The sequence below is a fragment of the Sphingomonas hankookensis genome (assembly GCF_028551275.1).
Lineage (GTDB): Bacteria > Pseudomonadota > Alphaproteobacteria > Sphingomonadales > Sphingomonadaceae > Sphingomonas > Sphingomonas hankookensis_A.
In genome coordinates this window covers 2,697,951-2,721,618 of record NZ_CP117025.1, presented here as the reverse complement: position 1 = coordinate 2,721,618, position 23,668 = coordinate 2,697,951, and the positions used below count along the sequence as shown (strand labels likewise).

At 67.3% G+C, this 23,668-nt stretch carries 26 protein-coding genes and 2 tRNA genes; 20 read left to right on the top strand and 8 right to left on the bottom strand.

Features of this window, described 5'->3' with window-relative positions; translation table 11 throughout:
* The first annotated feature begins 42 nt into the window (after positions 1–42).
* The 3 genes from PPZ50_RS12915 (at position 43) to PPZ50_RS12905 (ending at position 995) form a co-directional block, all read left to right on the top strand.
* Positions 43–435: a DUF805 domain-containing protein gene (locus PPZ50_RS12915; RefSeq protein ID WP_066694166.1), complete on the top strand. Its 393-nt coding sequence runs from the start codon at positions 43–45 to the stop codon at positions 433–435.
* Between the two features lie 41 nt (positions 436–476).
* A tRNA-Leu gene (locus PPZ50_RS12910) sits at positions 477–561 on the top strand.
* A gap of 62 nt (positions 562–623) precedes the next feature.
* A complete protein-coding gene (locus PPZ50_RS12905) occupies positions 624–995 on the top strand; it encodes a PilZ domain-containing protein (protein WP_066694164.1) in 372 nt (123 codons plus the stop codon).
* A 7-nt stretch (positions 996–1,002) separates the two neighbouring features.
* Here PPZ50_RS12905 and PPZ50_RS12900 read toward each other — a convergent pair whose 3' ends face one another.
* The 4 genes from PPZ50_RS12900 to PPZ50_RS12885 all read right to left on the bottom strand — a co-directional run bounded on the left by PPZ50_RS12900 (position 1,003) and on the right by PPZ50_RS12885 (position 7,465).
* Positions 1,003–2,478, bottom strand: coding sequence for a tryptophan halogenase family protein (locus PPZ50_RS12900; protein WP_066694163.1), 1,476 nt, complete (start codon positions 2,476–2,478; stop codon positions 1,003–1,005).
* The gene (locus tag PPZ50_RS12895; RefSeq protein WP_066694161.1) at positions 2,475–3,497 is read right to left on the bottom strand and encodes a cupin-like domain-containing protein; all 1,023 of its coding nucleotides are present in this window, start codon (positions 3,495–3,497) and stop codon (positions 2,475–2,477) included. The genes PPZ50_RS12900 and PPZ50_RS12895 overlap by 4 nt, the downstream gene beginning before the upstream one ends.
* Positions 3,498–3,499: 2 nt before the next feature.
* Positions 3,500–4,198 carry a SapC family protein gene (locus PPZ50_RS12890; RefSeq protein WP_066694560.1) on the bottom strand — a complete coding sequence of 233 codons (699 nt, stop codon included), beginning with the start codon at positions 4,196–4,198 and terminating at the stop codon, positions 3,500–3,502.
* 123 nt (positions 4,199–4,321) lie between these two features.
* Positions 4,322–7,465 (bottom strand): TonB-dependent receptor, encoded by a 3,144-nt coding sequence (locus PPZ50_RS12885; RefSeq protein WP_084401832.1) that lies wholly within the window; start codon positions 7,463–7,465, stop codon positions 4,322–4,324.
* A gap of 352 nt (positions 7,466–7,817) precedes the next feature.
* On the opposite strand from PPZ50_RS12885, the gene PPZ50_RS12880 reads away from it, so the two are divergent.
* From PPZ50_RS12880 to PPZ50_RS12835, 10 genes are read left to right on the top strand one after another with little or no spacing between them, the layout of a single operon-like run.
* On the top strand, positions 7,818–9,236 hold the full coding sequence (locus tag PPZ50_RS12880) for a methyl-accepting chemotaxis protein (RefSeq protein WP_272815312.1): 1,419 nt from the start codon (positions 7,818–7,820) through the stop codon (positions 9,234–9,236).
* Positions 9,237–9,277: 41 nt separating this feature from the next.
* Positions 9,278–9,541: an STAS domain-containing protein gene (locus PPZ50_RS12875; RefSeq protein WP_232308066.1), complete on the top strand. Its 264-nt coding sequence runs from the start codon at positions 9,278–9,280 to the stop codon at positions 9,539–9,541.
* A gap of 16 nt (positions 9,542–9,557) precedes the next feature.
* Complete coding sequence (locus tag PPZ50_RS12870) at positions 9,558–11,744, top strand: chemotaxis protein CheA (protein WP_066694157.1); 2,187 nt, start codon at positions 9,558–9,560, stop codon at positions 11,742–11,744.
* Entirely contained in the window at positions 11,741–12,604 is an 864-nt protein-coding gene (locus PPZ50_RS12865) for a CheR family methyltransferase (RefSeq protein ID WP_066694154.1), read from the top strand. The genes PPZ50_RS12870 and PPZ50_RS12865 overlap by 4 nt, the downstream gene beginning before the upstream one ends.
* Entirely contained in the window at positions 12,601–13,638 is a 1,038-nt protein-coding gene (locus PPZ50_RS12860) for a protein-glutamate methylesterase/protein-glutamine glutaminase (RefSeq protein ID WP_066694151.1), read from the top strand. Before PPZ50_RS12865 ends, PPZ50_RS12860 begins: the two co-directional genes overlap by 4 nt.
* Positions 13,635–14,183 (top strand): chemotaxis protein CheD, encoded by a 549-nt coding sequence (locus PPZ50_RS12855; protein WP_066694148.1) that lies wholly within the window; start codon positions 13,635–13,637, stop codon positions 14,181–14,183. Before PPZ50_RS12860 ends, PPZ50_RS12855 begins: the two co-directional genes overlap by 4 nt.
* A 32-nt stretch (positions 14,184–14,215) precedes the next feature.
* Positions 14,216–14,578, top strand: coding sequence for a response regulator (locus PPZ50_RS12850; protein ID WP_066694146.1), 363 nt, complete (start codon positions 14,216–14,218; stop codon positions 14,576–14,578).
* Positions 14,579–14,605: 27 nt separating this feature from the next.
* Positions 14,606–15,043 carry a chemotaxis protein CheW gene (locus tag PPZ50_RS12845; RefSeq protein WP_066694144.1) on the top strand — a complete coding sequence of 146 codons (438 nt, stop codon included), beginning with the start codon at positions 14,606–14,608 and terminating at the stop codon, positions 15,041–15,043.
* Between the two features lie 33 nt (positions 15,044–15,076).
* Positions 15,077–16,078: a chemotaxis protein CheB gene (locus tag PPZ50_RS12840; protein ID WP_232308065.1), complete on the top strand. Its 1,002-nt coding sequence runs from the start codon at positions 15,077–15,079 to the stop codon at positions 16,076–16,078.
* Positions 16,075–16,353, top strand: coding sequence for a hypothetical protein (locus PPZ50_RS12835; RefSeq protein ID WP_066694140.1), 279 nt, complete (start codon positions 16,075–16,077; stop codon positions 16,351–16,353). Before PPZ50_RS12840 ends, PPZ50_RS12835 begins: the two co-directional genes overlap by 4 nt.
* A 16-nt stretch (positions 16,354–16,369) precedes the next feature.
* Here the strand turns inward: PPZ50_RS12835 and PPZ50_RS12830 are convergent.
* From PPZ50_RS12830 to PPZ50_RS12815, 4 genes are all read right to left on the bottom strand, one after another.
* Positions 16,370–16,443: transfer RNA gene (locus PPZ50_RS12830), tRNA-Thr, on the bottom strand.
* Positions 16,444–16,485: 42 nt separating this feature from the next.
* Positions 16,486–17,403, bottom strand: coding sequence for a hypothetical protein (locus PPZ50_RS12825; RefSeq protein WP_066694137.1), 918 nt, complete (start codon positions 17,401–17,403; stop codon positions 16,486–16,488).
* Complete coding sequence (locus PPZ50_RS12820; RefSeq protein WP_126013665.1) at positions 17,349–17,720, bottom strand: hypothetical protein; 372 nt, start codon at positions 17,718–17,720, stop codon at positions 17,349–17,351. Before PPZ50_RS12820 ends, PPZ50_RS12825 begins: the two co-directional genes overlap by 55 nt.
* Positions 17,690–18,997: a replication-associated recombination protein A gene (locus tag PPZ50_RS12815; RefSeq protein WP_066694131.1), complete on the bottom strand. Its 1,308-nt coding sequence runs from the start codon at positions 18,995–18,997 to the stop codon at positions 17,690–17,692. Before PPZ50_RS12815 ends, PPZ50_RS12820 begins: the two co-directional genes overlap by 31 nt.
* A gap of 96 nt (positions 18,998–19,093) precedes the next feature.
* Between PPZ50_RS12815 and PPZ50_RS12810 the strand changes: the two genes are divergently transcribed.
* The 7 genes from PPZ50_RS12810 to PPZ50_RS12780 all read left to right on the top strand — a co-directional run bounded on the left by PPZ50_RS12810 (position 19,094) and on the right by PPZ50_RS12780 (position 23,663).
* Positions 19,094–19,636 carry a PadR family transcriptional regulator gene (locus PPZ50_RS12810; RefSeq protein WP_066694552.1) on the top strand — a complete coding sequence of 181 codons (543 nt, stop codon included), beginning with the start codon at positions 19,094–19,096 and terminating at the stop codon, positions 19,634–19,636.
* On the top strand, positions 19,633–19,950 hold the full coding sequence (locus PPZ50_RS12805) for a DUF2218 domain-containing protein (protein WP_066694128.1): 318 nt from the start codon (positions 19,633–19,635) through the stop codon (positions 19,948–19,950). The genes PPZ50_RS12810 and PPZ50_RS12805 overlap by 4 nt, the downstream gene beginning before the upstream one ends.
* Positions 19,951–19,981: 31 nt before the next feature.
* Positions 19,982–20,248 (top strand): UvrB/UvrC motif-containing protein, encoded by a 267-nt coding sequence (locus PPZ50_RS12800; RefSeq protein ID WP_066694125.1) that lies wholly within the window; start codon positions 19,982–19,984, stop codon positions 20,246–20,248.
* A 107-nt stretch (positions 20,249–20,355) separates the two neighbouring features.
* Positions 20,356–20,736, top strand: coding sequence for a MerC domain-containing protein (locus tag PPZ50_RS12795; RefSeq protein ID WP_066694550.1), 381 nt, complete (start codon positions 20,356–20,358; stop codon positions 20,734–20,736).
* A 40-nt stretch (positions 20,737–20,776) separates the two neighbouring features.
* Positions 20,777–21,238, top strand: a complete 462-nt coding sequence (locus tag PPZ50_RS12790) for a Fur family transcriptional regulator (protein WP_066694123.1) — start codon at positions 20,777–20,779, stop codon at positions 21,236–21,238.
* A gap of 86 nt (positions 21,239–21,324) precedes the next feature.
* On the top strand, positions 21,325–23,247 hold the full coding sequence (gene dxs, locus PPZ50_RS12785; RefSeq protein WP_066694118.1) for a 1-deoxy-D-xylulose-5-phosphate synthase: 1,923 nt from the start codon (positions 21,325–21,327) through the stop codon (positions 23,245–23,247).
* The gene (locus tag PPZ50_RS12780; protein ID WP_066694117.1) at positions 23,244–23,663 is read left to right on the top strand and encodes a hypothetical protein; all 420 of its coding nucleotides are present in this window, start codon (positions 23,244–23,246) and stop codon (positions 23,661–23,663) included. Before dxs ends, PPZ50_RS12780 begins: the two co-directional genes overlap by 4 nt.
* The last annotated feature ends 5 nt before the right edge of the window (positions 23,664–23,668 follow it).

Sequence of the window (23,668 nt, the reverse complement as noted above, 5' to 3'; positions counted from 1 at the left end):
TTGCAACACATTGCGTAGCTGTAACGATGAGGGAGCGTTGCGATGGAGTGGATGATCCTGCCGCTGAAGCGGTATTTCGAAGTGCGTGGCCGTTCGCGTCGGCAGGAATATTGGATGTTCACGCTGTTCTCGATCCTGGTCGGCATCGCGACGACGATCGTCGACCGGGTGCTGGGCTTCGATTGGGACAGCACCGGTCCGATCAACGGCCTTACCAGCCTCGCGCTGCTGATCCCGAGCTTCACCGTCACCTTTCGCCGGTTGCACGATACCGACCGGTCGGCATGGTGGATGCTGCTGGTGTTCCTGCCGATCATCGGGTGGATCTGGCTGTTCGTGCTCTATGTGACCGAAGGCACGCGCGGTCCCAACCGGTTCGGGCCCGATCCCAAGGACCCCTATGGCAGCGCGGACATCGACCAAGTGTTTTCATGACGGTTGCGAGGGCGTGTCGCTTCGGCTAACGCGCCCTTCGTGCCCCTGTGGTGAAATTGGTAGACGCGTCCGACTCAAAATCGGATTCCGAAAGGAGTGCTGGTTCGAGCCCGGCCAGGGGCACCAATTTCCGCGAATGTGTCGCGATTTAACCGGATATTAGCGGCCTGCCGGATAGCATCGCTCCCATGAGCGATTCGTCGACCGGTCCGTTCCCCCCGCGCCCGCGCCGGGACAGCGTGCTGCTGACCGCGCGTGTCGAATTGCGCGATCAGGTGGTCGAATGCCGGGTGCGCAACCTGTCGGAGGCCGGCGCCTGCATCGACGATCCGGTACAGCTGCCGCCGGACGGGCGGGTGCTGGTGACGATGGGACAGCTCCATCATCTCGAAGGGCGGGTTCGCTGGACGCGGGACGGCCGCGCCGGCCTGCTGTTCGACAAGGGGCGGATCGACATCGCCGCCGCCCGGCGCCCGCGCGGTACGGTGGCACCGGTCCCGCAGCATCTGGCCGGTTGGCTGTCCCATATCTACAATCCGTATCGGCGCGCCGGCGACTGAACCGCGCCTACTCCCGGCTGAGGCAATAGCTGTCGAGAAACTGCTGATGCGTCGGCAGCCGTGCGACGGTGGCGGCGATATTCGACTGTAGCCCGCGCAGCACCGTGCCCAGCTCGCCCGGTGGCATCGCCCGGGCAAGCGGATGCCATGCGGCAGGCGTCAGGCGCTGGCCCAGCATCACCTGCGTCCACGAACCGGTGCGGAACAGGTCGTCGGACGACTGATAGGTATGCGCGCCTTCGGCGAACAGCGCGATACGCTCGGCGAGGCTATCGGGTGGGGGAATTTCTTTCCGTTCGCGCCAGAAGGGTTCGGGGCGCTCGTTGAGGTGGTAATGGAGCAGAACGAAGTCGCGTACCGCTTCGATCTCGCGCCGAGCTTGGTCGTTGAAGCGGTTGCGGGCGGCGGCACCTAGATGGCCGAAAGGCAGCAGCTGTACCAGCCGGGTGAGCGCGATCATAACCAGATGCAGGCTGGTCGATTCGAGCGGTTCGACGAACCCGCTCGACAGGCTGAGTGCGACGCAATTGCGTTCCCACATCGCCAGCCGCCGCCCGGTGCGGAAGCGGATCAGGCGCGGTTCGATCAGCGCCTGCCCCTCGACCGAGGCCATCAGCCGGTCGCGTGCGGCATCGTCGCCAAGGTGACGCGAACTGTAGACGAGGCCGTTGCCGATACGGTGCTGCAGCGGGATCTGCCAGCGCCAGCCGGCGTCATGGGCGATGGCGCGGGTATAGGGAACGGCCGGGCCGGTTGCCCTGGTCTGCACCGCCAGCGCACGGTCGGTGGGCAGCCAATGACCCCAATCCTCGAACCCCACGCCCAGCGTCTGTTCGATCAGGAGGGCGTGGAAGCCGGTGCAGTCGAGGAACATGTCTCCGGCAATATGTTGCCCGTCGTCCAGCACCAGCGCGGCGATGTCGCCGCTGTCGCTGTCGCGTTCGACGCGGGCGATCCTGCCCTCGATCCGCGTCAGGCCCTGCGCCTCGCTGCGTTCGCGCAGATAGGCGGCGTAACGGCCGGCGTCGAAATGATAGGCATAGTTGAGCGGGGTGTCGGGACCACCGAGGAAGCGCCCGGCATCGGCGGCTTCGTGTTCGAGGCAATAGGCGCCGATGTCCGCCGCCCCGCCCTGTTCGCGCGCCTCCAGCCAGAAATGCTGGAAATCGCCCATCCAGGTCGACCGACCGACCTCGCCGAACGAATGGATGTAGCGGTCGCCGGCGCGCGCCCAGCCTTCAAAGGCGATGCCCAGTTTGAAGTTCGCCCCGGTCGCCGCCATGAAATCGCGTTCGTCGAGGCCCAATAGCGCATGGAAGCTGCGGATGGTGGGGATGGTCGCCTCGCCGACGCCGACCGTGCCGATCGCTTCGGATTCGACCAGCGTGACGTCGACCAGCCCGGCCAGCTGCCGCGTCAGCAGCGCCGCCGCCAGCCAGCCGGCAGTGCCGCCGCCAGCGATCACGATCCGTTTGCGCGTCATCGGTTCAGCCTTTGCAACAGTTTCGCGCGCAGCCGTCGGGCGGCGGTCGGGTCGAGCGGGGCGAGGTCGCCCTGCATTTCAGGGGGCAGGTGGTCGCGGGCATCGTCGCCGCCGCTCCAGATGTAATGGTCGAACATCGCAGCCCACGCCGCCCGCTCGGCCGCCGGGCGTTCCCGCAAGGACAGCATCGCGTGGAGCAAGGTCGTCATCGGGCTGTCGGCGAAGGCGGGAGCGTCGTTCCACCAATAGTTTATCATGACGTTGAAGCGTCCCAGCGCCTCGACATTGTGCCACCACAAGGCGGGGTAGAAGAGGACGTCGCCCGGCTCGAGCTCGGCCACCTGCGCATTGGCGAGCGCTTTGGCGAAGCGCGGGTAGCGGTCGAGGTCGGGCGTGCGCAGGTCGACCATGCTCACCACCTGTCCGCCGGGCGTCGGCTCCAGCGGGCCGGGATAGAGGTTCGCGACCTGATCGGGCGGGAACAGGGTGAAGCGGCGTTGCCCGACGAGGCAGACGGCGAGGTTGTTCGACAGGTCGTAATGGGTCGCGGCGATGGTGCGGTTGCCGATCCAGATGCTCGCCAGCGGCGCGGCATGGCCGGGGGGCGGGGGCGGCACGGCCAGATCGTTGTCGCGGCGCAGGCCGGGGAGATAGGTGTCGAGATCGGTCGACCCGATATAGAAGGCCGGCGGTTCGGCATCGTCGAGATGGGCGGCGATCCGGTCGAGATAGTCGGACAAGCCGACCCGCGCCGCGTCGAAGTTCAGCCCCGACCCGTCGTCGCGGTAGAAAAAGCGCCCGCCGATCGCCGGATCGCCGGTATAGCCGACGATGGGGCGCCCGCCGTCGAACTGCTTGAGATAGGCGATGGTCGCCGCCGGACCCGCCCGACCCGCCGCGACCAGCGGCCAGTGCGAGGCAATGCCGCGCAGGACGACCGGCTCGTTCGCTTCCAGCAGCTCCGGCAGCGACAGGTTGCCCGGGCGCGCGGTATCGATGCTGCGGACAGCGCGCACCATGGTCAGTTGCCGTGGCGCTGGTGCCGCCGGTCGATCAGCCGGGGAATATTGTCGAGCGAGGCGCTGGCCATGAACGCCGCGCGCAGCGCGCCGCTGGCGTGGAGGGTGGCGACCTGTTCGGCGGTCAGCGCGTCGAGCGCATCGTCGGCGACGACGAGGATGTCGGTGATGGCACAGCTCTGCCCGTCGCCGAGATCGAGTTCGATGGTGGTGGGGCGCAACAGATCCGCCGCCTGCCATGCCGCGAACAACGGGGCATTGATCTGCTGCCCTTCGTGGATCACGTCGAGCACGGTTTCGACATGGGCGAGATAGGGGGCGGTGCCGCCCTGCGGCAGATAGAGCGGATTGCCGTCGCCGCCGCGCGAAACGCGCGGATCGTCGAGATCGAGCGTCACCGCGCCGCTTTCCCGGTCGCGCAGGAACGGCCCGCGCTGGCGGACGGCGGGGACGTAGCTGGCGTGCCAGCCGCCATCGCTGCCTAGGAACAGATTGTCGTCGGGATCGAGGCCGAGCAGCGCCACGGCATAGATGCCGCCGCGATCGTCGCGGCGGAACAGGATCGGATAATCGCGCTGTGCCGCTTCGAATTCATTCGGGAACAGCAGCGCCTGATTGACCGCATCGCCATGCGCCTGGCCGTGCGCGACGAGGACGGTCAAGTCGTGATGATCGACGTTGTTAAGGGGCACGGGGGGCATCGACACGCGGACCTTTCGTTAAGCGTGCGGCAGGGTAGGGCAATGCGGCATGATGAAAAGGGGCATCCTTCGCAAAGGACGCCCCTTTTCAATCATTTGGCCTTTCCAGTCATTTGGCCGGCATCAGAACCGGTAGCGCGCGCCCAGCAGGAAGCGCGGCTTCAGTTCCTGTGCGAACACCAGCGCGTTGCGATCGCGCCCATATTGCACCAGCGGCTCGCTGGTCAGGTTCACGCCCTCGATCGACAGCGCCATGCGGTCGTTCAGGTCGTAGCTGATGTTGAAGTCGAGCGTACCGAACGGCGCGACGAACAGCGGGTTGCGGCTGTCGCCCTGATTGGTCGCGGCGAGGAACTTGTCGCGCCAGTTGTACGTCACGCGCGCCGACAGGCCGCTCTTGTCGTAGATGATCGACCCGTTGGCGCTGTCGCCCAGACCGGTCAGCGCGAACACGTTGACGCTGGGGTCGGCGGCGATGTCGGCATTCACGTCGCCATACACCTTGGTATACGACGCCTGCACGCCGAAGCCGGTATTGCCGAAGAAATGCTGTCCGGCCAGCTCGAAGCCATAGATATGGCCGTCGCGGTTGTTGACCGGCTGCGACACCGCGAAATTGTAGAGCGGGTCCTGCGTGTTGCCGTAAATGTCGACCGCCTGCAGGATCGAGTCGACGAACCCCTGGTTCAGCGCACCGCCGGCGTTGCGGTTCGCCTGGAACGTCGCATCCGCCTGCGCCGTGTTGCCGCCATTTTGCTGGAGCAGCGCGGTATAGGTGAACAGGTTGACGTCGCTGAGGTCGGCGGCGAGCGCGCGCAGCCGGTCGGCGGCAATGCCCGAACGGGTGCCGGCGGCGCCCGACGACGGATCGCGCAGGTCGAACAGGGTGCGGTTGAACACGCCCGTGCCGATGAAGTTGCGCACCCGCTTGTCGAAGAAGCCGACCGAGACATAGCTCGACGGCTTGTAATACCATTCCACCGACAGGTCGAAATTGTCGGAAACCAGCGGCAGCAGCCCGGCATTGCCCGAGTTGCCGGTCGGACGGCCACCCAGTGCCGTTGGACGGGTCGGCGCACCAGCGGTGGTCGACGCGAACAGGTTGCCGTAATCCGGCCGGGCGAGCGTGCGGCTGGCCGAGGCGCGGGCGACGAAATTGTCGAACACCTCGATGTTGAAGTCGATCGCGGGCAGCAAATTCTGGTAATTGCCCCGCTGCGACACGGTCGACACCGAGTTGGAGATCACCGACGAGAAGTCGTTGTCGGCATCCCATTTGATCGCCGACGGGGTTGCCTGCAACGCGGTCGAGCGGACCTTCGTCTCTTCGTAGCGCGTGCCGAACAGCAGGTTGGCGGTGCGGCTGGCAATCTCGCCCTTCCACGTGATCTGGCCGTACACGCCCCACACGGTTTCGCCGACGCGGTCGTAATCATTGGCGGTCGTGTTGATCGGGTTGGCGGCGTAGAAGTTCGAGAAGATGTCGTTCAGCACGACGGCGTTGCCGCGGAAGGCGGTGCGCTTGACGTCGGCGGTGTTGAAGCGGTCGAACTTGCAGTCGAGGCAGAAGGTCTTGACCACGTTCGACGCGAGGCGCTGCACGATGCCCGGATCGGTGATGCCCCAGTCGCCCAGCTGCTGCTGCGTCTGCACCCGCGCGCTGGTCATGACCGAATCGGTGTACGTACCGCCGAAATCGAAGCGGCTGCCGCCGCCCAGATCCCAGCCGAGATCGGCGCGACCGCCGTTGATCCGCTGCCGCTGCGTCGCGGCGTTGGTGCGGGCGATCTGCGTGCCGAGATCGCCGATGTCGAGCACGCCGTTGCCGTTGCCGTTGATGCGGTCGTTGATCGTCTGCGTCACGCGGGGGAAGCCGCTGCTATAGTCGATCGCCTGGCTGTCGATCACCGGTGCGCCGAGCGACACCAATGTGGCCGAGGTGCCGTTGGGCGCATCGGGGGTGGAACGCGAGACGGCGTGATAGCCATCGAGGTTCAGCGACAGCGTGTCGGTCATCTGCCACTTGCCGTTCAGGCCATAGGACTGAAGCTGCGTCTTGGTGGCGCGGAACTGCTGTTCGAAGCCCTGGTCCTTCACGCCGTTGATCGATTCCGAGATGAAATCGGGCGTGGCGATCACGTCGTTGCCGTTGAAGACGATGCGGCCGAACGGGCGGTTGAACCAGTTGGTCTGCTCGCTGCGCTGCTCCTCCAGCCGGTTCTGCGCGAACAGCGCGTCGGCGGTGAAGGTCAGCCCTTCGGTCGGCGCGAACTGCAACACGGCCTGGCCGTTGATACGCTCGCGCTTGTTTTCGGAGAACTGGTAGCGGCTGTCGTTGGGGATCAGCGTGAACGGCGTGGTCGGCCGGTTCTCGATCTGGGTCTGGCCGTTGACATACGGGCCAGCGGGATTGAGCACATCGGCGGTCGGGACCACGGTGAAATAATTGGGTGCGCTCTGGGCCGAGGTGCTGTCGCGGCGCTGATAGCTGCCGAACACGGACAGGCCGAAGGTGCGGGCGTCGTTGCGCCAGCTCATCAGGCCCGACACTTCGGGAAGGACGCGGGCGCCTTCGCCCTGCATCGTGCTCACGTCGTGCAGCGCCTTTGCGCCGAACGATCCGGTCACGCCGTCCTCGCGCGATTCCAGCGGCTTGCGGGTGACGACGTTGATCGCCGCGCCGATACCACCCGAAGGGATCGACGCGCGGCCGGTCTTGTACACCTCCAGCGCCGATACGCCTTCCGAGGCCAGGTTCTGGAAGTCGAACGAGCGGCCGGTGCCGCGGGCGAAATCGCCCGCACCGCTGGTGTCGACGTTGGACGCGGGCAACTGGCGTCCGTTCAGCGTGACGAGGTTGAAGCCGCCGGAGAAGCCGCGGACCGAAACCTGCGATCCTTCGCCGTTCACGCGATTGATCGACACGCCGGTGATGCGCTGCAGCGACTCGGCGAGGTTGGTGTCGGGGAACTTGCCGATATCCTCTGCGCTGATCGCGTCGACGACGCCGGCCGAGTTGCGCTTGATATCGATGGCGCGGTTGAGCGAGGCGCGGATGCCGGTGACGACGATTTCGTCACCTTCCTGCGCCGGGTGCTGTCCGGTCTGCTGGACGGTGCTGCCGGTGGCGCCTTCGGTGGCACCCGGCTGGGCATTGGCGGCGGTATCGTCGGTCTGCGCGGCGGCGATGCCGGGCGTGATGAGCAGCGCGGCGATCGCGATGCCCGAAGCGCTGCGCGCCAGATTGCCGAGAAGATGGCCTCTCATGCGAAAACTCCCCTGAACGTGGTGCGGTTCGGCCCGCCCATCATGTCGCCGGAATGTCCGGTCGTGGTAACGCTACCAATCTGTCCAGCGTTGTCAATTCGGGAAATCGGATAACATCATGGAATAGCTGGATAATATCCAGTATCCGATATTTGGCAGGATTGTCGGGCATGATCGGATTTGCCGGCGGAAACCGCCCGAAAGCGTCGTTAACCAGAAATTATACGAGCTGCCCTACACCGGCAGGCAAGCGAACATGCCGCCCGGGGGGGACGTCGCACTGGTCGTTTGGAGCAATTGAATGACGCCCTCGTTCCGCAAGCACGCCCCGATCCGGCAAAAGTTTCTTATCATGGGCAGCGTCTACGCGCTGCTGGCGGCCGTGCCGGTCGCGACGACAGCGGCCGCACTGTCCGATATGGCGCCGACGCCCCTCCTGCTCGGACTGGCGGGTGCGGCGCTCGTTCTGACCGTCGTGATGTCGGTGGTGTTCCGTAGCGCGGTCTGCGATCCCTATGTCGATTCGGTTGTTCGGATGGAAGGGATTGCCGCGGGCGACCTGACCAGCCCGATCGAACATACCGACTATCGCGACTGCATCGGCCGGATGGCGCGTGCGATGGAAGTGTTCCGCGCCAATGGCCAGGTCGTGAAGGATGCGACGCTCGCCCAGCAACTGCTCGTCACGCAGCTGGGTGAGGGGCTGTCGCGGCTGGCGGCCAGCGATGTCAGCTATCGCATCCACGATACTTTCCCCGCCGACTACGAACGCCTGCGCATCGATTTCAACGCGGCGATGGACGCGGTGTCGGAAGTGCTGGCGGCGGTGCGCCAGGCGACCGACGGCATCAACAACGGCGCCAACGACATTCGCCAGGCATCGGACGACCTGTCGCAGCGGACCGAGCAGCAGGCCGCGAGCCTGGAGCAGACCGCCGCGGCGATGGACCAGATCACCGGTACGGTGCGCGAGACGGCCGCCGGGGCGACCCGCGCCCATACCGTCGTCAGCGAGACCCGCGACGAGGCCGAACAATCGGGCGACGTCGTGCGCCGCGCGGTCGATGCGATGAACGGCATCGAACGCGCCTCGGCCGAGATCGGCGACATCATCACCGTCATCGACGGCATCGCATTCCAGACCAACCTGCTGGCGCTGAACGCCGGTGTCGAAGCGGCCCGCGCGGGCGATGCTGGCAAGGGCTTTGCCGTCGTCGCGTCCGAAGTGCGTGCACTGGCCCAGCGTTCGGCGGATGCCGCCAAGGACGTGAAGGCGAAGATCAACGCATCGTCCGAACAGGTCGCGACCGGCGTCGAGCTGGTGAGCGAGACCGGCAAGGCATTGCAACGCATCATCGGTCGCATCGGCGAGATCAGCACGCTGGTCGGCACCATCGCGACCTCCGCCGATCAGCAGGCCACCGGCCTTCAGCAGGTGAACACGGCGGTCAATGAAATGGACGGCGTGACGCAGCAGAACGCAGCGATGGTCGAACAGGCCACCGCCGCCGCCCGCAGCCTCGCCGAAGAGGCGCAGGAACTGGCGCGTCAGGTCGACCGCTTCACGCTGGCCGCCCATGGCCGTGCGGCGTCGATGGCGGCTTCGGTCCGGTCTGCACCGACCCAGAGCGCCGTCCACCGCCTCCAGGCACGCGTGGCGCAGGTCAGCCGCGAAATGACCGCTCCGCCGCCCCGTCGCAAGGTCGCCGCGGCCGGCGGTGGCGCCGCCGTCGCGACCGTCGTCAGCGATGACGACTGGACCGAATTCTGATCCGCGCCACCGCCAGCGACCATCTTATCCCGGGAAATCCCATGACCATCGCCCTTCCAGCCGTGCTCGACACCCCCGCCGCCGCCCCGCTGCGCCAGACGCTGCGCGACGCGGTCGGCACCGGCCAGCCGATCCAGATCGACGCATCGGCCGTGGAGCGGATCGGGCAGGCCTGTCTGCAGGTCCTCGCCGCCGCCGAGGCCGCGGCCGAGGAAGCCGGCCAGGATTTCCGCATCGTCGGCGCGAGCCCGGTGTTCGCCGACATGGCGACGCTGGCGGCCCTCGACACCCTCATCGCCGCCTGAATCGGGAGCGAACCCCATGGACCTCGACGCAATCCAGCAAATCTTCTTCCAGGAGTGCGAGGAAGGCCTCGCCGCGATGGAGAGCAACTTCGCGGCGCTGCGCGACGGCGACCGCGATTCGGAGACGATCAACGGCGTCTTCCGCTGCGTCCATTCGATCAAGGGCGGGGCGGGGGCGTTCGGTCACGAGCGGTTGCAGGCCTATACCCACCAGTATGAAACGCTGCTCGACCTGATCCGGAACGGCACGCTGGAATTGACGCCCGCGCTGCTCGACGTGGTGGTCGGCGCGTTCGACATGCTGGCCGACCATGTCGCGGCGGCGCGCGACGGCGACACGCCGCCGGCCGACGCGGCGATGCTCGAACGGCTGGAAGCGGCGGCGGGCGGCGGCGCCGCCCCCAAGGCGGCCGCACCCGTTGCCGAAGCGGTCCCGGCGGTCGAGATTTCCGACGATTTCGACGACCTGATGTCGATGCTGGGCGATGTCGCCCAGTCGGAGGACGGGGCGGATGCGGCCAATGGCTGGCGCCTGCGCTACACGCCGGGGCCCAAGGGGTTCGAACATGGCGCCGAACCGCTGCTGCTGCTGCGCGAACTGACGATGCTGGGCGGAAAGGTCACCGCCTGCGACCGTTCCGCGCTGCCCCCGCTCGACACGATGGATACCGAATGCGCCTATCTGGCGTGGGACGTGGCGCTGCCCGCCAGCGTCGCCGAGGACGATATCCGCGCGGTGTTCGAATTCGGCGATCCGACCGCGATCGCGCTGACCCGCGGCGATGCCGAACCGGCGATGGCCGAGGACAGCGTCGATGCGCTGTTCGACCTGCTCGATTCGGTTGAATCGGCACCCACGCCGGCACCGGTCGCGGTGGTCGAGGAAGTGGTGGTCGCCGCACCGCCGCCGCCCGCACCTGCGCCGGCTCCCGCACCGGCCCCTGTGCCGGTGGCGGAGGAGCCGGTCGAGGCGAAGGCCGCGGCACGCGCCGCCCCGCCGTCCGCACCCGCCGCGCCGGCGGCACAGACGATCCGCGTCGATCTCGACAAGCTCGACCGGCTGGTCAACCTGGTCGGCGAGCTGGTGATTACCCAGGCGATGCTGGCGCAGCGTCTGGCGGAAAACCAGATGGGCGGCATTTCGGAGCTGAGCGACCTCGAGCACCTGACGCGCGAGTTGCAGGAGTCGACGATGGCGATCCGTGCGCAGCCGATGAAGACGGTGTTCAGCCGCGTCCCGCGTATCGTCCGCGAACTGGAGGGCGAGACCGGCAAGCGCGTCCGCCTGGAGGTCGATGGCGAGATGACCGAGGTCGACAAGACCGTGGTCGAGCGGATCGGCGAGCCGCTGACCCACCTGATCCGTAACGCGGTCGACCATGGCCTCGAAATGCCCGACGTCCGCGTCGCGGCGGGCAAGCCGGCCGAAGGGGTCGTGCGCCTGTCGGCCGCGCATCAGTCGGGCCGCATCGTCATCACCGTCGCCGATGACGGGCAGGGGATCAACCGGGCGCGGGTCAAGGGCAAGGCGATCGAGAAGGGCATCATCCTGCCCGACGCGGTGTTGAGCGACGAAGAGATCGATAACCTGATCTTCGCGCCCGGTTTCTCGACCGCGGCGGCGATCACCAACGTGTCGGGGCGCGGCGTCGGCATGGACGTGGTGCGCAAGAACATCCAGGCGCTGGGCGGCCGCATCGGCATCCAGTCGCGCGAAGGCTTCGGGTCGAGCTTCTCGCTCAGCCTGCCGCTGACGCTGGCGGTGCTCGACGGCATGATCGTGACGGTGGGGGCGCAGACTTTCGTCATTCCGCTCGGCCATATTGTCGAAAGCCTGCGGCCCGACGAAACGACTCTCAGCCGGCTGGGGCCGGACGGGACGGTGCTCGACGTGCGCGGCTCCTATGTGCCCGTACTGCGCATCGCCGACTATCTCGGCATCGAGGGCGCGGAGCGCAATCCGACCGACGCCGTGCTGATCGTGGTCGAGGGCGACCATGGCCAGGCCGCGCTGCTGGTCGACACGATCCAGGATCAGCGGCAGGTCGTCGTGAAGAGCCTGGAAGCCAATTATCAGGCGATCGACGGCGTGGCCGGGGCGACGATCCTGGGCGACGGGCGCGTCGCGCTGATCGCCGATGTCGATGCGCTTACCACGCGCGGCCGTTTCGCCAACCGTCCGTCGGCGGCGCTGGCCGCATGACCCGGGCCGCCGCCCTTGCCGACAGCCGCGCGCGGGAATTCGAATTCCAGGCGAGCGACCACCGTGCCATCGCGGCACTGGTGTATGACGAGGTCGGCATCCTGCTGCCCGACGGCAAGGCGCAGCTGGTCTATGGCCGTATCGCGCCGCGCGTCCGCGCGTGCGGGCTGACGAGCTTTGCCGACTATGTCGCGCATATCGGGCGCGATGCCGAAGAGCGCGGCCGGGCGATCGACGCACTGACGACGAACCACACCAGCTTCTTTCGCGAAAACCATCATTTCGAGGATTTCGTGGAGCGGATCTGGCCGCCGCTCGCCGACCGCCTGGCCAAGGGCGGCCGGGTCCGGCTGTGGTCGGCGGCGTGTTCGAGCGGGGAAGAGCCCTATTCGTGGCTGATGGCGATGTTCGGCAACGACCGCGCCGCCGCCCAACGACTTCTGAAGACCGATCTGCGCATGCTGGCGACCGACGTGTCGCCCAGCGTGCTCAACACCGCACGCGCGGGTCGCTATTCGAAGGATACGATGCGGACCGTACCCGCGTCGCTGCGTTCCGTGTGGACCGGGGGGGACGGCGACCAGCTGGTCGTCGATCCGGTCCTTCGCGACGCGATCGCGTTTCGCCCGCTCAACCTGCTCGGCGACTGGCCGATGAAGGGGCGGTTCGACACGATCTTCTGTCGCAATGTCATGATCTATTTCGACGAGCCGACCAAGGAACGCCTGCTGGCGCGGCTCGGCGAGCGGTTGGAGGTTGGGGGGATGCTCTATATCGGTCATTCGGAGCGGTTGATCGGCGCGGTACAGGACAAGTTCCGCTGCATCGGCCGCACCGCCTATCAGAAGATCGCCGCATGAGCGTCCGCACCCTCATCGTCGATGATTCGATGGCGATGCAGGCGATCATCCGGCGTCGGCTGCTGGCCGATCCGGCGATCGAGGTCGTCGGCACCGCCGCCAGCGCCGACGAGGCGCGCGCCCAGATCAAGGCGCTCGACCCCGATGTCGTGACGCTGGACGTCGAGATGCCGGGCATGAGCGGGCTCGACTTCCTCGAACGGCTAATGCGCCTGCGCCCGACGCCGGTGGTGATGCTGTCGACCTTGACCGCGCAAGGGGCGGAGGCCAGCCTGACCGCGCTGGAACGCGGCGCGTTCGACTGTTTCGACAAGACGCGGCTGATGGCCGGAACCGATCCGGCGTGCACGTCGGAGCTGACCGAACTGGTCCGCGCGGCGGCATCGTCGCGGCCGGCGGCGCGTCCTGCCGCGGTCCGCACCGCGCCGCCGGTGCAGGAACGCGCGAGCTACACGCCGCGACCCGGTGCGATGATCGCGATCGGTGCGTCGACCGGCGGCGTCGAGGCATTGATCGAACTGCTGTCGGGCTTTCCGGCGAACTGCCCGCCGACTGTCATCGTCCAGCACATGCCGGCGACCTTCACCCCCAGCTTCGCCGCACGGCTCAACCGCCTGTGCGCGCCGACCGTCGAGGAAGCCCGCGCCGGCGCGCCGCTGGCGGTGGGCAAGGTCTATCTGGCGCCGGGCGGTGAACGGCACATGGAGATCGGCGGGTCGGGCGACCGGCGCCATTGCCGGCTGGTCGAGGGTGACAAGGTCAACGGTCATCGCCCGTCGGTCGACCGGCTGTTCCATTCGGTCGCGCGGCTCGCCGGCCGCGATGCGACCGCCGCGATCCTGACCGGCATGGGCTGCGACGGCGCGGAGGGGATGAAGGCGATGCGTGGCTGCGGGTCGATGACCTTCGGCCAGGACAAGGCGACGAGCGTCGTCTATGGCATGCCCGCGATCGCGCACCAGATCGGTGCGGTCGCCGAGCAGCTGCCGCTGCGCCGGATCGCCGCGCGCCTGCTTGCGGAATGTGCCGCATGAGTGCGCTGGCGACCCGCGACGGGCTGCGCCGGGTGACCGTCGCGCAGGGCGAGACGAAGGTCAGCGACGAACGCGACGTCGTGCTGACCACCGTCCTCGGCAGCTGCGTCGCGGCCTGTTTCTTCGATCCGATCGCGCAGATCGGCGGGATCAACCATTACCTGCTGGCCGAGGGCAATGCGTCCGACGAAGCGTCGATGCAGCGCTATGGCGTCTATGCGATGGAAGTCCTGATCAACGCGATGCTGGCGCGTGGCGCCGCGCGGTCGCGGATGCGCGCGCGGATCTTTGGCGGAGCGACGATGCGGGCCGGCTTTCGCGATATCGGCGGCGCCAACATCGCCTTTGCCCGCAGCTTCCTGCGCGACGAACGCATCGCGCTGGTGGGTGAGGATGTGGGCGGCACGCAGGCGCGCCGGGTCGAATTCCGGGCGGCGGTCGGGTTGGCACGATGCCGCTCGGTCGTCGATTCCGCCGCCCCGCCCATTATCGTGCGGGCATCCCCGCCGCCGCCCGCCGCCGTCGGCGACGTGGAGTTTTTCTGATGACCGAATTTGCACCGAGGGAGCCTCTTACCGTGGCCAAGACGATCATGACCGTCGACGATTCGCCCAGCATGCGGATGTTGCTGCGGGTCGCGCTGACCGATCTGGGATACAGCGTCGTGGAGGCCGAGGACGGCGTCCATGCGCTGGAAAAGCTGGACGGGTTCCAGCCCGACCTGCTGATTACCGACATCAACATGCCGCGCATGGACGGGTTCGGCCTGATCGCCGAAGTCCGCGGGCAGGGGCGTCGCAGCCTGCCGATCCTGGTGCTGACGACCGAGAGTTCGGACGAAAAGAAGCAGCGCGCGCGCGATGCCGGTGCTACCGGTTGGATCGTGAAGCCGTTCCACCCCGAAAAGCTGGCCGCCGCGATCCGGCGCGTCATGCACTGACCCTATAGCGCGATCAAGGAACCACCCATGTCCCGCCAACTCATCACCTTTCAGCTGGGCGACCAGATCCTGGGCGTCGACATCATGGCGATCCGCGAGATCCGCGCATGGTCGCCGGCCACGCCGCTGCCCAACGTGCCGCCCTATGTCCGCGGCGTCGTGAACCTGCGCGGCGTCGTGCTGCCGGTGTTCGACCTGCGCCACCGGCTGAACTGGGGCGTGACCGATCCGTCGGCCCGCCACGTCATCATCGTCGTGCGGATCGGCGAACAGCTGCAGGGCATCATCGTCGATGCGGTGAACGACATCGTGTCGATCCACCCCGATGCGATGCAGCCGGTGCCCGACATGGGCGATACCGAAGCGTCGCGCTTCCTCGAAGGGCTGGCGACGATCGACAATCGCATGATCCTGGTGCTGGCGCTCGACCGACTGGTCGACCAGCCGGTCGCCGAAGCCGCCTGACGTACCGCGTAATCTTTTTGGGACAATCACATCATGGCTGCTAGCACGAAGGTCCTTGTCGTCGACGACTCCCTGACCATGCGCGCGCTCATTTCCGGGGCGCTCGAACGGATTCCGGGCGTGGAGGTCGTCGGACTGGCCGATGGCGCCGAGGAGGCGCGCTCGATGGTCGCGTCGCTCAAGCCGCACGTGATGACGCTCGACGTCGAAATGCCGGGGATGAGCGGCATCGAATATCTGGCCGAGATCATGGAATCGAAGCCCATGCCGGTCATCATGTTCTCCACCCGCACCACCGATGGCGCGGGCGAGACGATCGAGGCGCTGCGCCTGGGCGCGATCGACTGCCTGCCCAAGCCGCGCGTCGCGGCGCCGGCCGAACTGAACGCGATCATCGCGAAGCTGGGCAAGCGCATCAAGTCGGCGCGCAACGCGCCGGTCAAGGTGCCCAAGGTCGCATCGGCCGCGCGGCCGATCGACTGGAACGGTCGCCTGCTGGTGGTGGGCGGCGATGCGTCGAGCACGGCGTCGCTGTTCAACCTGTTCGGGCAATTCCCGCCCAACTGCCCGCCGACGATCGTCGTGCAGCATTTGGGGCCGGGGCTGGTCGAGGGGATGGTCGAGAAGCTCGGATCGCAGGTCGCGCCCAAGGTCGTGGTCGCGCAGGACGGCATGGCGATCGAACAGGGCACGATCTATTTCGCGCCGCAGGGCGACCATCACCTCGTCGTCGATGCCTGGCCCTCGGGCAAGCTGCGCCTGCTGGCGCGCGATCCGGTGGCGGGCGAGCGTCCGTCGATCTCGCTGCTGTTCGCCGCCGCCGCCAAGGCTGCCGGGTCGAACGCGGCCGGCGTCCTGTTCCTCGACAGCAGCGAAGATGGCGGCGGCGGGCTGAAGGCGATGCTGGGCGCGGGCGGCTATGCCTTTGCCCCGGCGGAAAGCGGCGGCGGCCATACCCTGTCGCGAGGCATGGTGACCCAGCCGGTTCCGGCCGATGGGCTGGCCGCCGGCGTGCTGAAGCTGTGTTCGAAATGAGCGGGGTCGCCTTTCCCCCGGCCTCGCCCGCGCTGGGCGAGGCGCTGGCCGGCGAGCTGGAGCGGGCCTCGCGCCTGCTCGGCGAGCTGGCGTTCGAACTGGGCAGCGACGAAGCCACGCTACGCCGGCACCTGACCGGGCTGCAGTCGATCGACCATGTGACGCAGATCATGCTGAACATCGCGACCGTCCTGCGCGCAGGCGAGGGACAGGACCAGCTGGCCGGCGTCACGCTGGAGGATGTGGCGGGAAGGCTGCGCGCGAGTCTGAACTAGGCAGCGAAGCGGCGGCTGGTGCCCCGTGCAGGAATCGAACCCGCGTCTCTTCGTTACAAAGGAAGCCGTTTACCATTAACGTAACGGGGCACGCCGCGTGCCGTCTACCAAGCGGCGGGTCGAACCACAATCTCAAACCACACCGAAGGTCCAGCCTTCGGTCCGCGCGACCTGCGCCGACAATGCCGGTGGCGACCAGAGCGCCGGATCGTGCGCCACCGCCCGCAGCCATGCGGCGCCGAGCAGCGCATCGGTGGCATGATCGTCATAGCGTGGCGAGGGTACATGCGGCGGACTGCCCAGTACCGCCAGCGCTGCATCCAGCTGTTCCGCATCGCGCAGCTTGCTCCGCCCGGCACGCACCCCGGCGGCCCGTGCGGCGATGGTCGTGTAGATTTCGACGAGGACCGGTCCGGTCTCCGGCACCGGATCGAACGGCCAGACCGGTATCCGCCCGTCCAATCGGTGCAGCACCCGCATGCCCGTCAGGCTCGATTTGCCGACCTGCGCCGCGCCGACCAGGTTGAAGCAGCTGGTCGGCGAAAAGCCGGCGGCGCGTTGCCGTTCCTCGCACAGCCGCAATCGTCCGCGGCCCTGCCCGAACAGGTCGCCGCAGGCGCGATGGCGGCGGAAATGGCGCGACAGCTCGGCATCGTTGACCGCCGACGTCGCCGCCAGATGCGGATCGTCCGCCGCGCGTCGCTCGACCATCGCCCACAAGGCGCGTGCATCGGTCGGCGATTCCGTCCAGCCGGGGAAATAGCTGTCGGCATCGACAAAGGGCAGGGCGGGCGACAGGTCCAGCCCGATCAGCATGTCCGCTTGGGTGTCGGCGAGCATGGTCAGCCAGTCGAGGATTCCTTCCCGCGACCATCCTCCGTCGCGTGCGACGAGCGCCGGGCCGCCGTCGCCCACCTCCGCCACCGCCAGCCCCGCCGGGCGCGCGACCGCCTGTCCCGACCAGTCGATCGCGGCGAACCAGGTAAAGCGCCGCGTCAGGGTCGCTCGCCCCGGTCGCGCCGCTGGCGCAGCGTCGCCCGGTCCCACCATGCCCGTTCCAGCAGCAGTGCGATACGGTCGCGCGCATCGGTGCCGTAACGCACGAGGATCGCCGGCCAGTCGCGATAATGATCGGTCTGCCAGAAGATCGCCGGATCGGTATCGAGCAGCACGTCCTTTTCCGCCAGCGCGACATGCAGCACGAAACTGCCCGGATCGGGCGCGGTGGTGCCGGCGAGCGTGCCGTTCCGGAAGCGCAGCGCCGGCTGGCCATAGCTGGTGCCCAGTTCCACGCCGGGCAGCGCCAGCCCGGCGGCGACGACCTCCGCCCAGTCCTTCACGACGTCTGCCGCCGTTCGTCCCACCATGCCATCCGCTCGGCGATCCGCTGTTCGAACCCGCGCCCGGTCGGTTCGTAGAAGCGCGCCGGCGTCATCTCCTCGGGCCAGTAATTTGCACCGGAAAAGCCGTCCTGATGGTCGTGGTCATAGGCATAGCCCTTGCCATAGCCGATATCCTTCATCAGCCGCGTCGGTGCGTTCAGGATCGAGGGCGGCGGCATCAGCGATCCCGTCTCGCGCGCCGATTTGAACGCGGCCTTCTGCGCCTTGTACGCGGCGTTCGATTTGGGCGCGGTGGCGAGGTAGAGGCACGCCTGCACGATCGCCAGTTCGCCTTCGGGGCTGCCGAGAAACTCGTACGCGTCCTTGGCGGCGAGGCATTGCACCAGCGCCTGCGGGTCGGCGAGACCAATGTCTTCGCTGGCAAAGCGGGTCAGCCGGCGCAGGACGTAGAGCGGTTCCTCGCCCGCGGTCAGCATCCGCGCCATGTAATAGAGCGCCGCCTGAGGGTCCGATCCGCGCAGCGATTTGTGGAGCGCGGAGATCAGGTTGTAATGCCCCTCGCGGTCCTTGTCGTACACCGCGACGCGGCGTTGCAGCAGCGCCGACAGCCCGGCGGGATCGAGCGGTTCGGGCAGTTCGATCGAGAACAGCGTCTCCGCCTGGTTGAGCAGGAAGCGCCCGTCGCCATCGGCGCTCGCCACCAGCGCCGCGCGGGCCGCGTCGTCGAGGGGGAGGGGGCGCCCTTCGAGTGCCTCGCCGCGCGCCAGCAATTCGTTCAGCGCATCGGCGCCCAACCGGTGCAGGATCAGCACCTGCGACCGACTGAGCAATGCCGCGTTCAGTTCGAAGGACGGATTTTCGGTCGTGGCGCCGACCAGCGTGACCGTGCCGTCCTCGACATAGGGGAGGAAACCGTCCTGCTGCGCGCGGTTGAAGCGGTGGATTTCGTCCACGAACAGCAGTGTCTTGCGGCCCAGCCGGCCATGTTCGCGCGCTTCGGCGAAGACCTTTTTCAGGTCTGCGACGCCGGAAAAGACGGCGGAAATCTGGGCATAGCGCAGGCCGACCGCGTCGGCGAGCAGGCGGGCGATGGTCGTCTTGCCGGTGCCGGGCGGTCCCCACAGGATCATCGACGACAATTTGCCCGCCGCGACCATCCGCCCGATCGCGCCTTCGGGGCCGGTCAGGTGATCCTGTCCGACGACTTCGGCCAGGGTGGTCGGGCGCAGTCGGTCGGCAAGCGGTCCGTCGACCGGGGCCTGGGGCGTAGGGGGAGCGAAGTCGGCGAACAGGTCGGACATGAGCGGAATATAGGGGTTGCGAAAGTTACGCGAAACGCCCTTGCAAAAGCTATTTCGAGATATATCTTAAAGGACAAGATATATCGGAGAATGAATATGCGATTTGGAATGGGATATGCGTCATGGACCGGCGGACCGGGGCATGGCGGTCGCGGCGGTCGCCATGGCGGCGGACCGCGCGGACGGGTGCTGGGCGGGGACGAGCTGAAGCTGGTGCTGCTGGCGCTGATCGCCGAGGCGCCGCGCCACGGCTATGACCTGATCCGTGCGGTCGAAGCGCGTACCGGCGGTGCCTATGCGCCCAGCCCCGGTGTCGTCTATCCGACGCTGACGCTGCTGACCGACATGGGGCTGATCGAGGAACAGGCGAGCGAGGGTACGCGCAAGCTGTTCGCGGTGACCGAGGCCGGCACCACGCAACTGGCGCAGGATGCCGAGCAGGTCGGTGACCTGTTCGCGCGGCTGACGGCGCTGGGCGAACATCGCGCCCGGACCGACGCCGGGCCGATCCACCGCGCCCGGGCCAATCTGCGCGCCGCGCTGCATCATCGCCTCGCCGGGCCGGAAGTTGACACCGACACGCTCCACGCCATCGCCGCGATCCTCGACGAGGCGGCCCAGAAGGTAGAACGTCTATGAATGATTGCACGACCCAGGCGGCGGTGCCGACCGCGCATGCCAGCCGCTACCTCCAGCAGCTGTGCAAGCACTGGCAACATAATCTGACGGTCGAGTTCGACGCCGATCATGGCACCGTCGTCTTTCCGAAGGATGCGCGCGGCGCCAGCCATCCCGGTGACGCGCTGGTGACGTTCGATGCCCGGGCCGACGCGCTGAACGTCCGGATCGACGCGACGTCCGCCGAACAGCTGGATGGGTTGAAGGGGGCCGTCGCCCGGCATCTCGACCGCTTCGCCTTTCGTGAAGCGCCGCTGGCGTTCGACTGGCAATGATCCGTCGACCGGCGTCGTGCGTTGATGCCGGATGACCGACACGATCGAAACCCTGCGCGCGCAGATGGAAGCCGCCGCCGCGGCGATGGACTTCGAAACCGCGTCGCGGCTGCGCGACCGGATCACCTTGTTGCGCGGCGGTGCCGAACCGGATGCGGCGCAGGCGGCGGACACCGCCGGGCTGACGCGGCAGCAGCCCGGCGCGATGGGGCTGGGCACCAGCCGGCAGCGGGTCGAGCCGCCGGCCGGCTGGACGCCGCCTGCGAAGCCGGACCTGATGGTGAAGCGCAAACGCTGAAATATCAGCGATTTCGTCCGGCGATCGAACCCGATCGTCCGAACCGCGTTATCGGTCCCATGAAACGATATGTTGTAACTTCGCGCAATCCGGGGCATAGGGTGGCGATGCGCAGCACCGCCGCCCGCTCCTGGTTGCACGAAGGCCGACTCGATCGGTTCGGCATCCTGTTGTCCGGGCTGTGCGCGGTGCATTGCGTCACGACCATCGCGGTCATGGCGCTGCTCGCCTCGGTCGGCGGCACCTTGCTGCATCCCGCGATCCATGAAGTCGGGCTGTTGCTCGCCGTGCTGCTCGGCACTGTCGCGCTGGGCGCGGGCTATTGGCGCCACGGCCACAAGCTGCCGACGTTGATCGGCGGGGCGGGGCTGGCGATCATGGCGATGGCGCTGACCCTGCCGCATGGCGTGCCGGAGGCGTTGGCGACGCTGAGCGGTGTCGGCCTGCTGGCGCTCGGCCATCACCTCAACCGCCGGGCGGGTTGCTGACCGGCTTGCCGCTGGCCCCGCGCACGCTTATCTCGCTGGCATGGCGCACGAACATCACGAACATCACGGGACCGCATGGAACAAGGCGGCGGAAGCCGCGCTGATTCGCGCCGGTGAACAATGGACGGCGATGCGTGCCAGCATCTTCGATGTGCTCGCCTCGTTCGACAAACCCGCCTCGGCCTATGACATCGCCGATGCGGTGTCGAAGGCGCAGGGTCGCCGGGTCGCGCCGAACAGCGTCTACCGCATCCTCGACCTGTTCGTGAACGCCAACCTTGCCCGCCGGGTCGAAAGCGCCAACGCCTATCTAGCGAACACCCATCCCGACTGCGTCCACGACTGCATCTTCCTGGTCTGCGACCAATGCGGACAGACGACGCATATCGATGACGACAAGATCACCGGGACCGTCCGCGCCGCCGCATCGGGTGCCGGGTTCAAGCCGGTACGTCCGGTCATCGAAGTGCGCGGAACCTGTGCAGATTGCGCGCAGAATTGAACCTGAACTGAAGGACGTGCCGAGTTTGTCGGACCTTGCGCGTACCGGCAATCGACAGTGGGTTCCGCCTGCGCTAGGCAGGCCCGATGGCCGATCCACTTAGCACCCCGCTGCTCGACACCGTTCAGACGCCCGCCGACCTTCGCAAGCTGGCTCCGGAAGATTTGCGGCAACTCGCCGACGAACTGCGACAGGAAACGATCAGCGCGGTCGGTACGACCGGCGGGCATCTCGGATCGGGCCTCGGCGTTGTCGAACTGACCGTCGCGATCCATTATGTGTTCGACACGCCCGCCGACCGGCTGGTGTGGGACGTCGGTCACCAATGCTATCCGCACAAGATCCTGACCGGCCGCCGCGATCGCATCCGCACGCTGCGCCAGGGCGGCGGGCTGTCGGGCTTCACCAAGCGGTCGGAGAGCGAATACGACCCGTTCGGTGCGGCGCACAGCTCGACCTCGATCTCGGCGGCGTTGGGCTTTGCGGTTGCCAACAAGATCGCCGGCACGCCGGGCAAGGGCATCGCCGTGATCGGCGACGGCGCGATGTCGGCGGGCATGGCCTATGAGGCGATGAACAACGCCGAACAGGCGGGCAACCGTTTGGTCGTCATTCTCAACGACAATGACATGTCGATCGCGCCGCCGGTCGGTGGCCTGTCCGCCTATCTGTCGCGCATCGTGTCGAGCCGCGAATTCCTCGGCATCCGCGATGCGTTGAAGAAACTGGCGCGCAAGCTGCCCCGCCCGCTGCACACCGCCGCGCGCAAGACCGACGAATTCGCCCGCGGCATGGCGACCGGCGGCACCCTGTTCGAGGAACTGGGCTTCTATTATGTCGGTCCGATCGACGGTCACAATCTCGACCATCTGATCCCCGTCCTCGAAAATGTCCGCGACGCGGCGGAAGGCCCGATCCTGGTCCATGTCGTGACCAAGAAGGGCAAGGGCTATGCCCCGGCCGAGGCGGCAGCCGACAAATATCATGGCGTCCAGAAGTTCGACGTCATCACCGGCACGCAGGTCAAGGCGCCGGCCGGCCCGCCGCAGTACCAGAATGTGTTCGGCCATACGCTGAGCAAGCTGGCGGACAGCGACACCCGCATCTGCGCGATTACCGCCGCGATGCCCTCGGGCACCGGGCTCGACCGGTTCAGCAAGGAACATCCCGACCGGTTCTTCGACGTCGGTATCGCCGAACAACATGCCGTCACCTTCGCCGCCGGCCTCGCCGCGCAGGGGATGCGGCCGTTCTGCGCCATCTATTCGACCTTCCTGCAGCGCGCCTACGACCAGGTCGTGCACGATGTCTGTATCCAGAACCTGCCGGTCCGCTTCGCGATCGATCGCGCCGGGCTGGTCGGGGCGGATGGTGCTACCCATGCCGGCAGCTTCGACGTGACCTATCTCGCTACCCTGCCTAACATGGTGGTGATGGCCGCGGCGGACGAGGCGGAACTGGTCCACATGACCTATACCGCCGCCGAATATGATGCCGGGCCAATCGCGGTGCGCTATCCGCGCGGCAACGGCGTCGGCGTCGCGCTGCCGGAGGTTCCGCAAAAGGTGGAGATCGGCAAGGGCCGGCTGGTCCGCGAAGGCAGCAAGATCGCGATCCTGTCGCTCGGCACCCGGTTGGAAGAGGCGCTGAAGGCCGCCGATGCGCTGGAGGCGAAGGGGCTGTCGACTACGGTCGCCGACCTGCGCTTCGCCAAGCCGCTCGACGAGGCGCTGATCCGTCGCCTGCTGACGACGCACGAGGTCGCGGTGACCGTCGAGGAAGGCGCGGTTGGTGGACTAGGCGCCCATGTCCTGACCTTCGCCAGCGATTCCGGCCTGATCGACGCCGGGTTGAAGCTGCGCACGATGCGCCTGCCCGATACGTTCCAGGATCAGGACAGCCCGCAGAAACAGTATGACGAGGCCGGCCTGAACGCGCCGCAGATCGTCGACACCGTGTTGCAGGCGCTGCGCTGGAACGAGAGCGGAGCCGCCGAAGCCCGCGCATGACCGGCGGACAGAAGGCGGCGGCGATCATCGCGCTGGCGGTGGTCGCGCTCGCCTGGTTCAACTGGCGGATGTGGCGGCAGTTTCGCGCGGCCAGGGCGTATCGCGCCGGGTGGAGCGAGGCGGATTTCGACGCGATGGTCGCCGATAACGGCGTGTCGCCGGCCATCGCCGCGCTGACCCGCGAACTGGTCGCGCCTTATTATGGGCAGGGCGTCGTGCCCCATCCCGACGACGATTTCGCCCGCTTCCTGATGATCGATGACGAAGAGGTTGCGGATCTGGTCGAGGCGAGTTGGTGGCGATTGGGGCTGGTGATGCCGACGCCAGCCAATCCGGTCGAACTGCCGCCGATGAAGGACGTTCGCGACCTTGCGGTCTATCTTCAGTCGGTTGTCAGCCGCCCCGCATCGACGTAATTTGC

Bases quoted from the DNA above. Each gene is read 5' to 3' on its own strand.
- PPZ50_RS12880 (WP_272815312.1), top strand. From the start codon at position 7,818: ATGGGCAGCGTCTACGCGCTGCTGGCGGCCGTGCCGGTCGCGACGACA.
- dxs (WP_066694118.1), top strand. From the start codon at position 21,325: ATGGCCGATCCACTTAGCACCCCGCTGCTCGACACCGTTCAGACGCCC.
- PPZ50_RS12875 (WP_232308066.1), top strand. From the start codon at position 9,278: ATGACCATCGCCCTTCCAGCCGTGCTCGACACCCCCGCCGCCGCCCCG.
- PPZ50_RS12870 (WP_066694157.1), top strand. From the start codon at position 9,558: ATGGACCTCGACGCAATCCAGCAAATCTTCTTCCAGGAGTGCGAGGAA.
- PPZ50_RS12780 (WP_066694117.1), top strand. From the start codon at position 23,244: ATGACCGGCGGACAGAAGGCGGCGGCGATCATCGCGCTGGCGGTGGTC.
- PPZ50_RS12800 (WP_066694125.1), top strand. From the start codon at position 19,982: ATGACCGACACGATCGAAACCCTGCGCGCGCAGATGGAAGCCGCCGCC.
- PPZ50_RS12805 (WP_066694128.1), top strand. From the start codon at position 19,633: ATGAATGATTGCACGACCCAGGCGGCGGTGCCGACCGCGCATGCCAGC.
- PPZ50_RS12855 (WP_066694148.1), top strand. From the start codon at position 13,635: ATGAGTGCGCTGGCGACCCGCGACGGGCTGCGCCGGGTGACCGTCGCG.
- PPZ50_RS12825 (WP_066694137.1), bottom strand. From the start codon at position 17,403: ATGGTGGGACCGGGCGACGCTGCGCCAGCGGCGCGACCGGGGCGAGCG.
- PPZ50_RS12915 (WP_066694166.1), top strand. From the start codon at position 43: ATGGAGTGGATGATCCTGCCGCTGAAGCGGTATTTCGAAGTGCGTGGC.
- PPZ50_RS12795 (WP_066694550.1), top strand. From the start codon at position 20,356: ATGCGCAGCACCGCCGCCCGCTCCTGGTTGCACGAAGGCCGACTCGAT.
- PPZ50_RS12890 (WP_066694560.1), bottom strand. From the start codon at position 4,198: ATGCCCCCCGTGCCCCTTAACAACGTCGATCATCACGACTTGACCGTC.
- PPZ50_RS12840 (WP_232308065.1), top strand. From the start codon at position 15,077: ATGGCTGCTAGCACGAAGGTCCTTGTCGTCGACGACTCCCTGACCATG.
- PPZ50_RS12885 (WP_084401832.1), bottom strand. From the start codon at position 7,465: ATGAGAGGCCATCTTCTCGGCAATCTGGCGCGCAGCGCTTCGGGCATC.
- PPZ50_RS12845 (WP_066694144.1), top strand. From the start codon at position 14,606: ATGTCCCGCCAACTCATCACCTTTCAGCTGGGCGACCAGATCCTGGGC.
- PPZ50_RS12815 (WP_066694131.1), bottom strand. From the start codon at position 18,997: ATGTCCGACCTGTTCGCCGACTTCGCTCCCCCTACGCCCCAGGCCCCG.
- PPZ50_RS12810 (WP_066694552.1), top strand. From the start codon at position 19,094: ATGCGATTTGGAATGGGATATGCGTCATGGACCGGCGGACCGGGGCAT.
- PPZ50_RS12835 (WP_066694140.1), top strand. From the start codon at position 16,075: ATGAGCGGGGTCGCCTTTCCCCCGGCCTCGCCCGCGCTGGGCGAGGCG.
- PPZ50_RS12860 (WP_066694151.1), top strand. From the start codon at position 12,601: ATGAGCGTCCGCACCCTCATCGTCGATGATTCGATGGCGATGCAGGCG.
- PPZ50_RS12905 (WP_066694164.1), top strand. From the start codon at position 624: ATGAGCGATTCGTCGACCGGTCCGTTCCCCCCGCGCCCGCGCCGGGAC.
- PPZ50_RS12865 (WP_066694154.1), top strand. From the start codon at position 11,741: ATGACCCGGGCCGCCGCCCTTGCCGACAGCCGCGCGCGGGAATTCGAA.
- PPZ50_RS12820 (WP_126013665.1), bottom strand. From the start codon at position 17,720: ATGGTGGGACGAACGGCGGCAGACGTCGTGAAGGACTGGGCGGAGGTC.
- PPZ50_RS12790 (WP_066694123.1), top strand. From the start codon at position 20,777: ATGGCGCACGAACATCACGAACATCACGGGACCGCATGGAACAAGGCG.
- PPZ50_RS12900 (WP_066694163.1), bottom strand. From the start codon at position 2,478: ATGACGCGCAAACGGATCGTGATCGCTGGCGGCGGCACTGCCGGCTGG.
- PPZ50_RS12895 (WP_066694161.1), bottom strand. From the start codon at position 3,497: ATGGTGCGCGCTGTCCGCAGCATCGATACCGCGCGCCCGGGCAACCTG.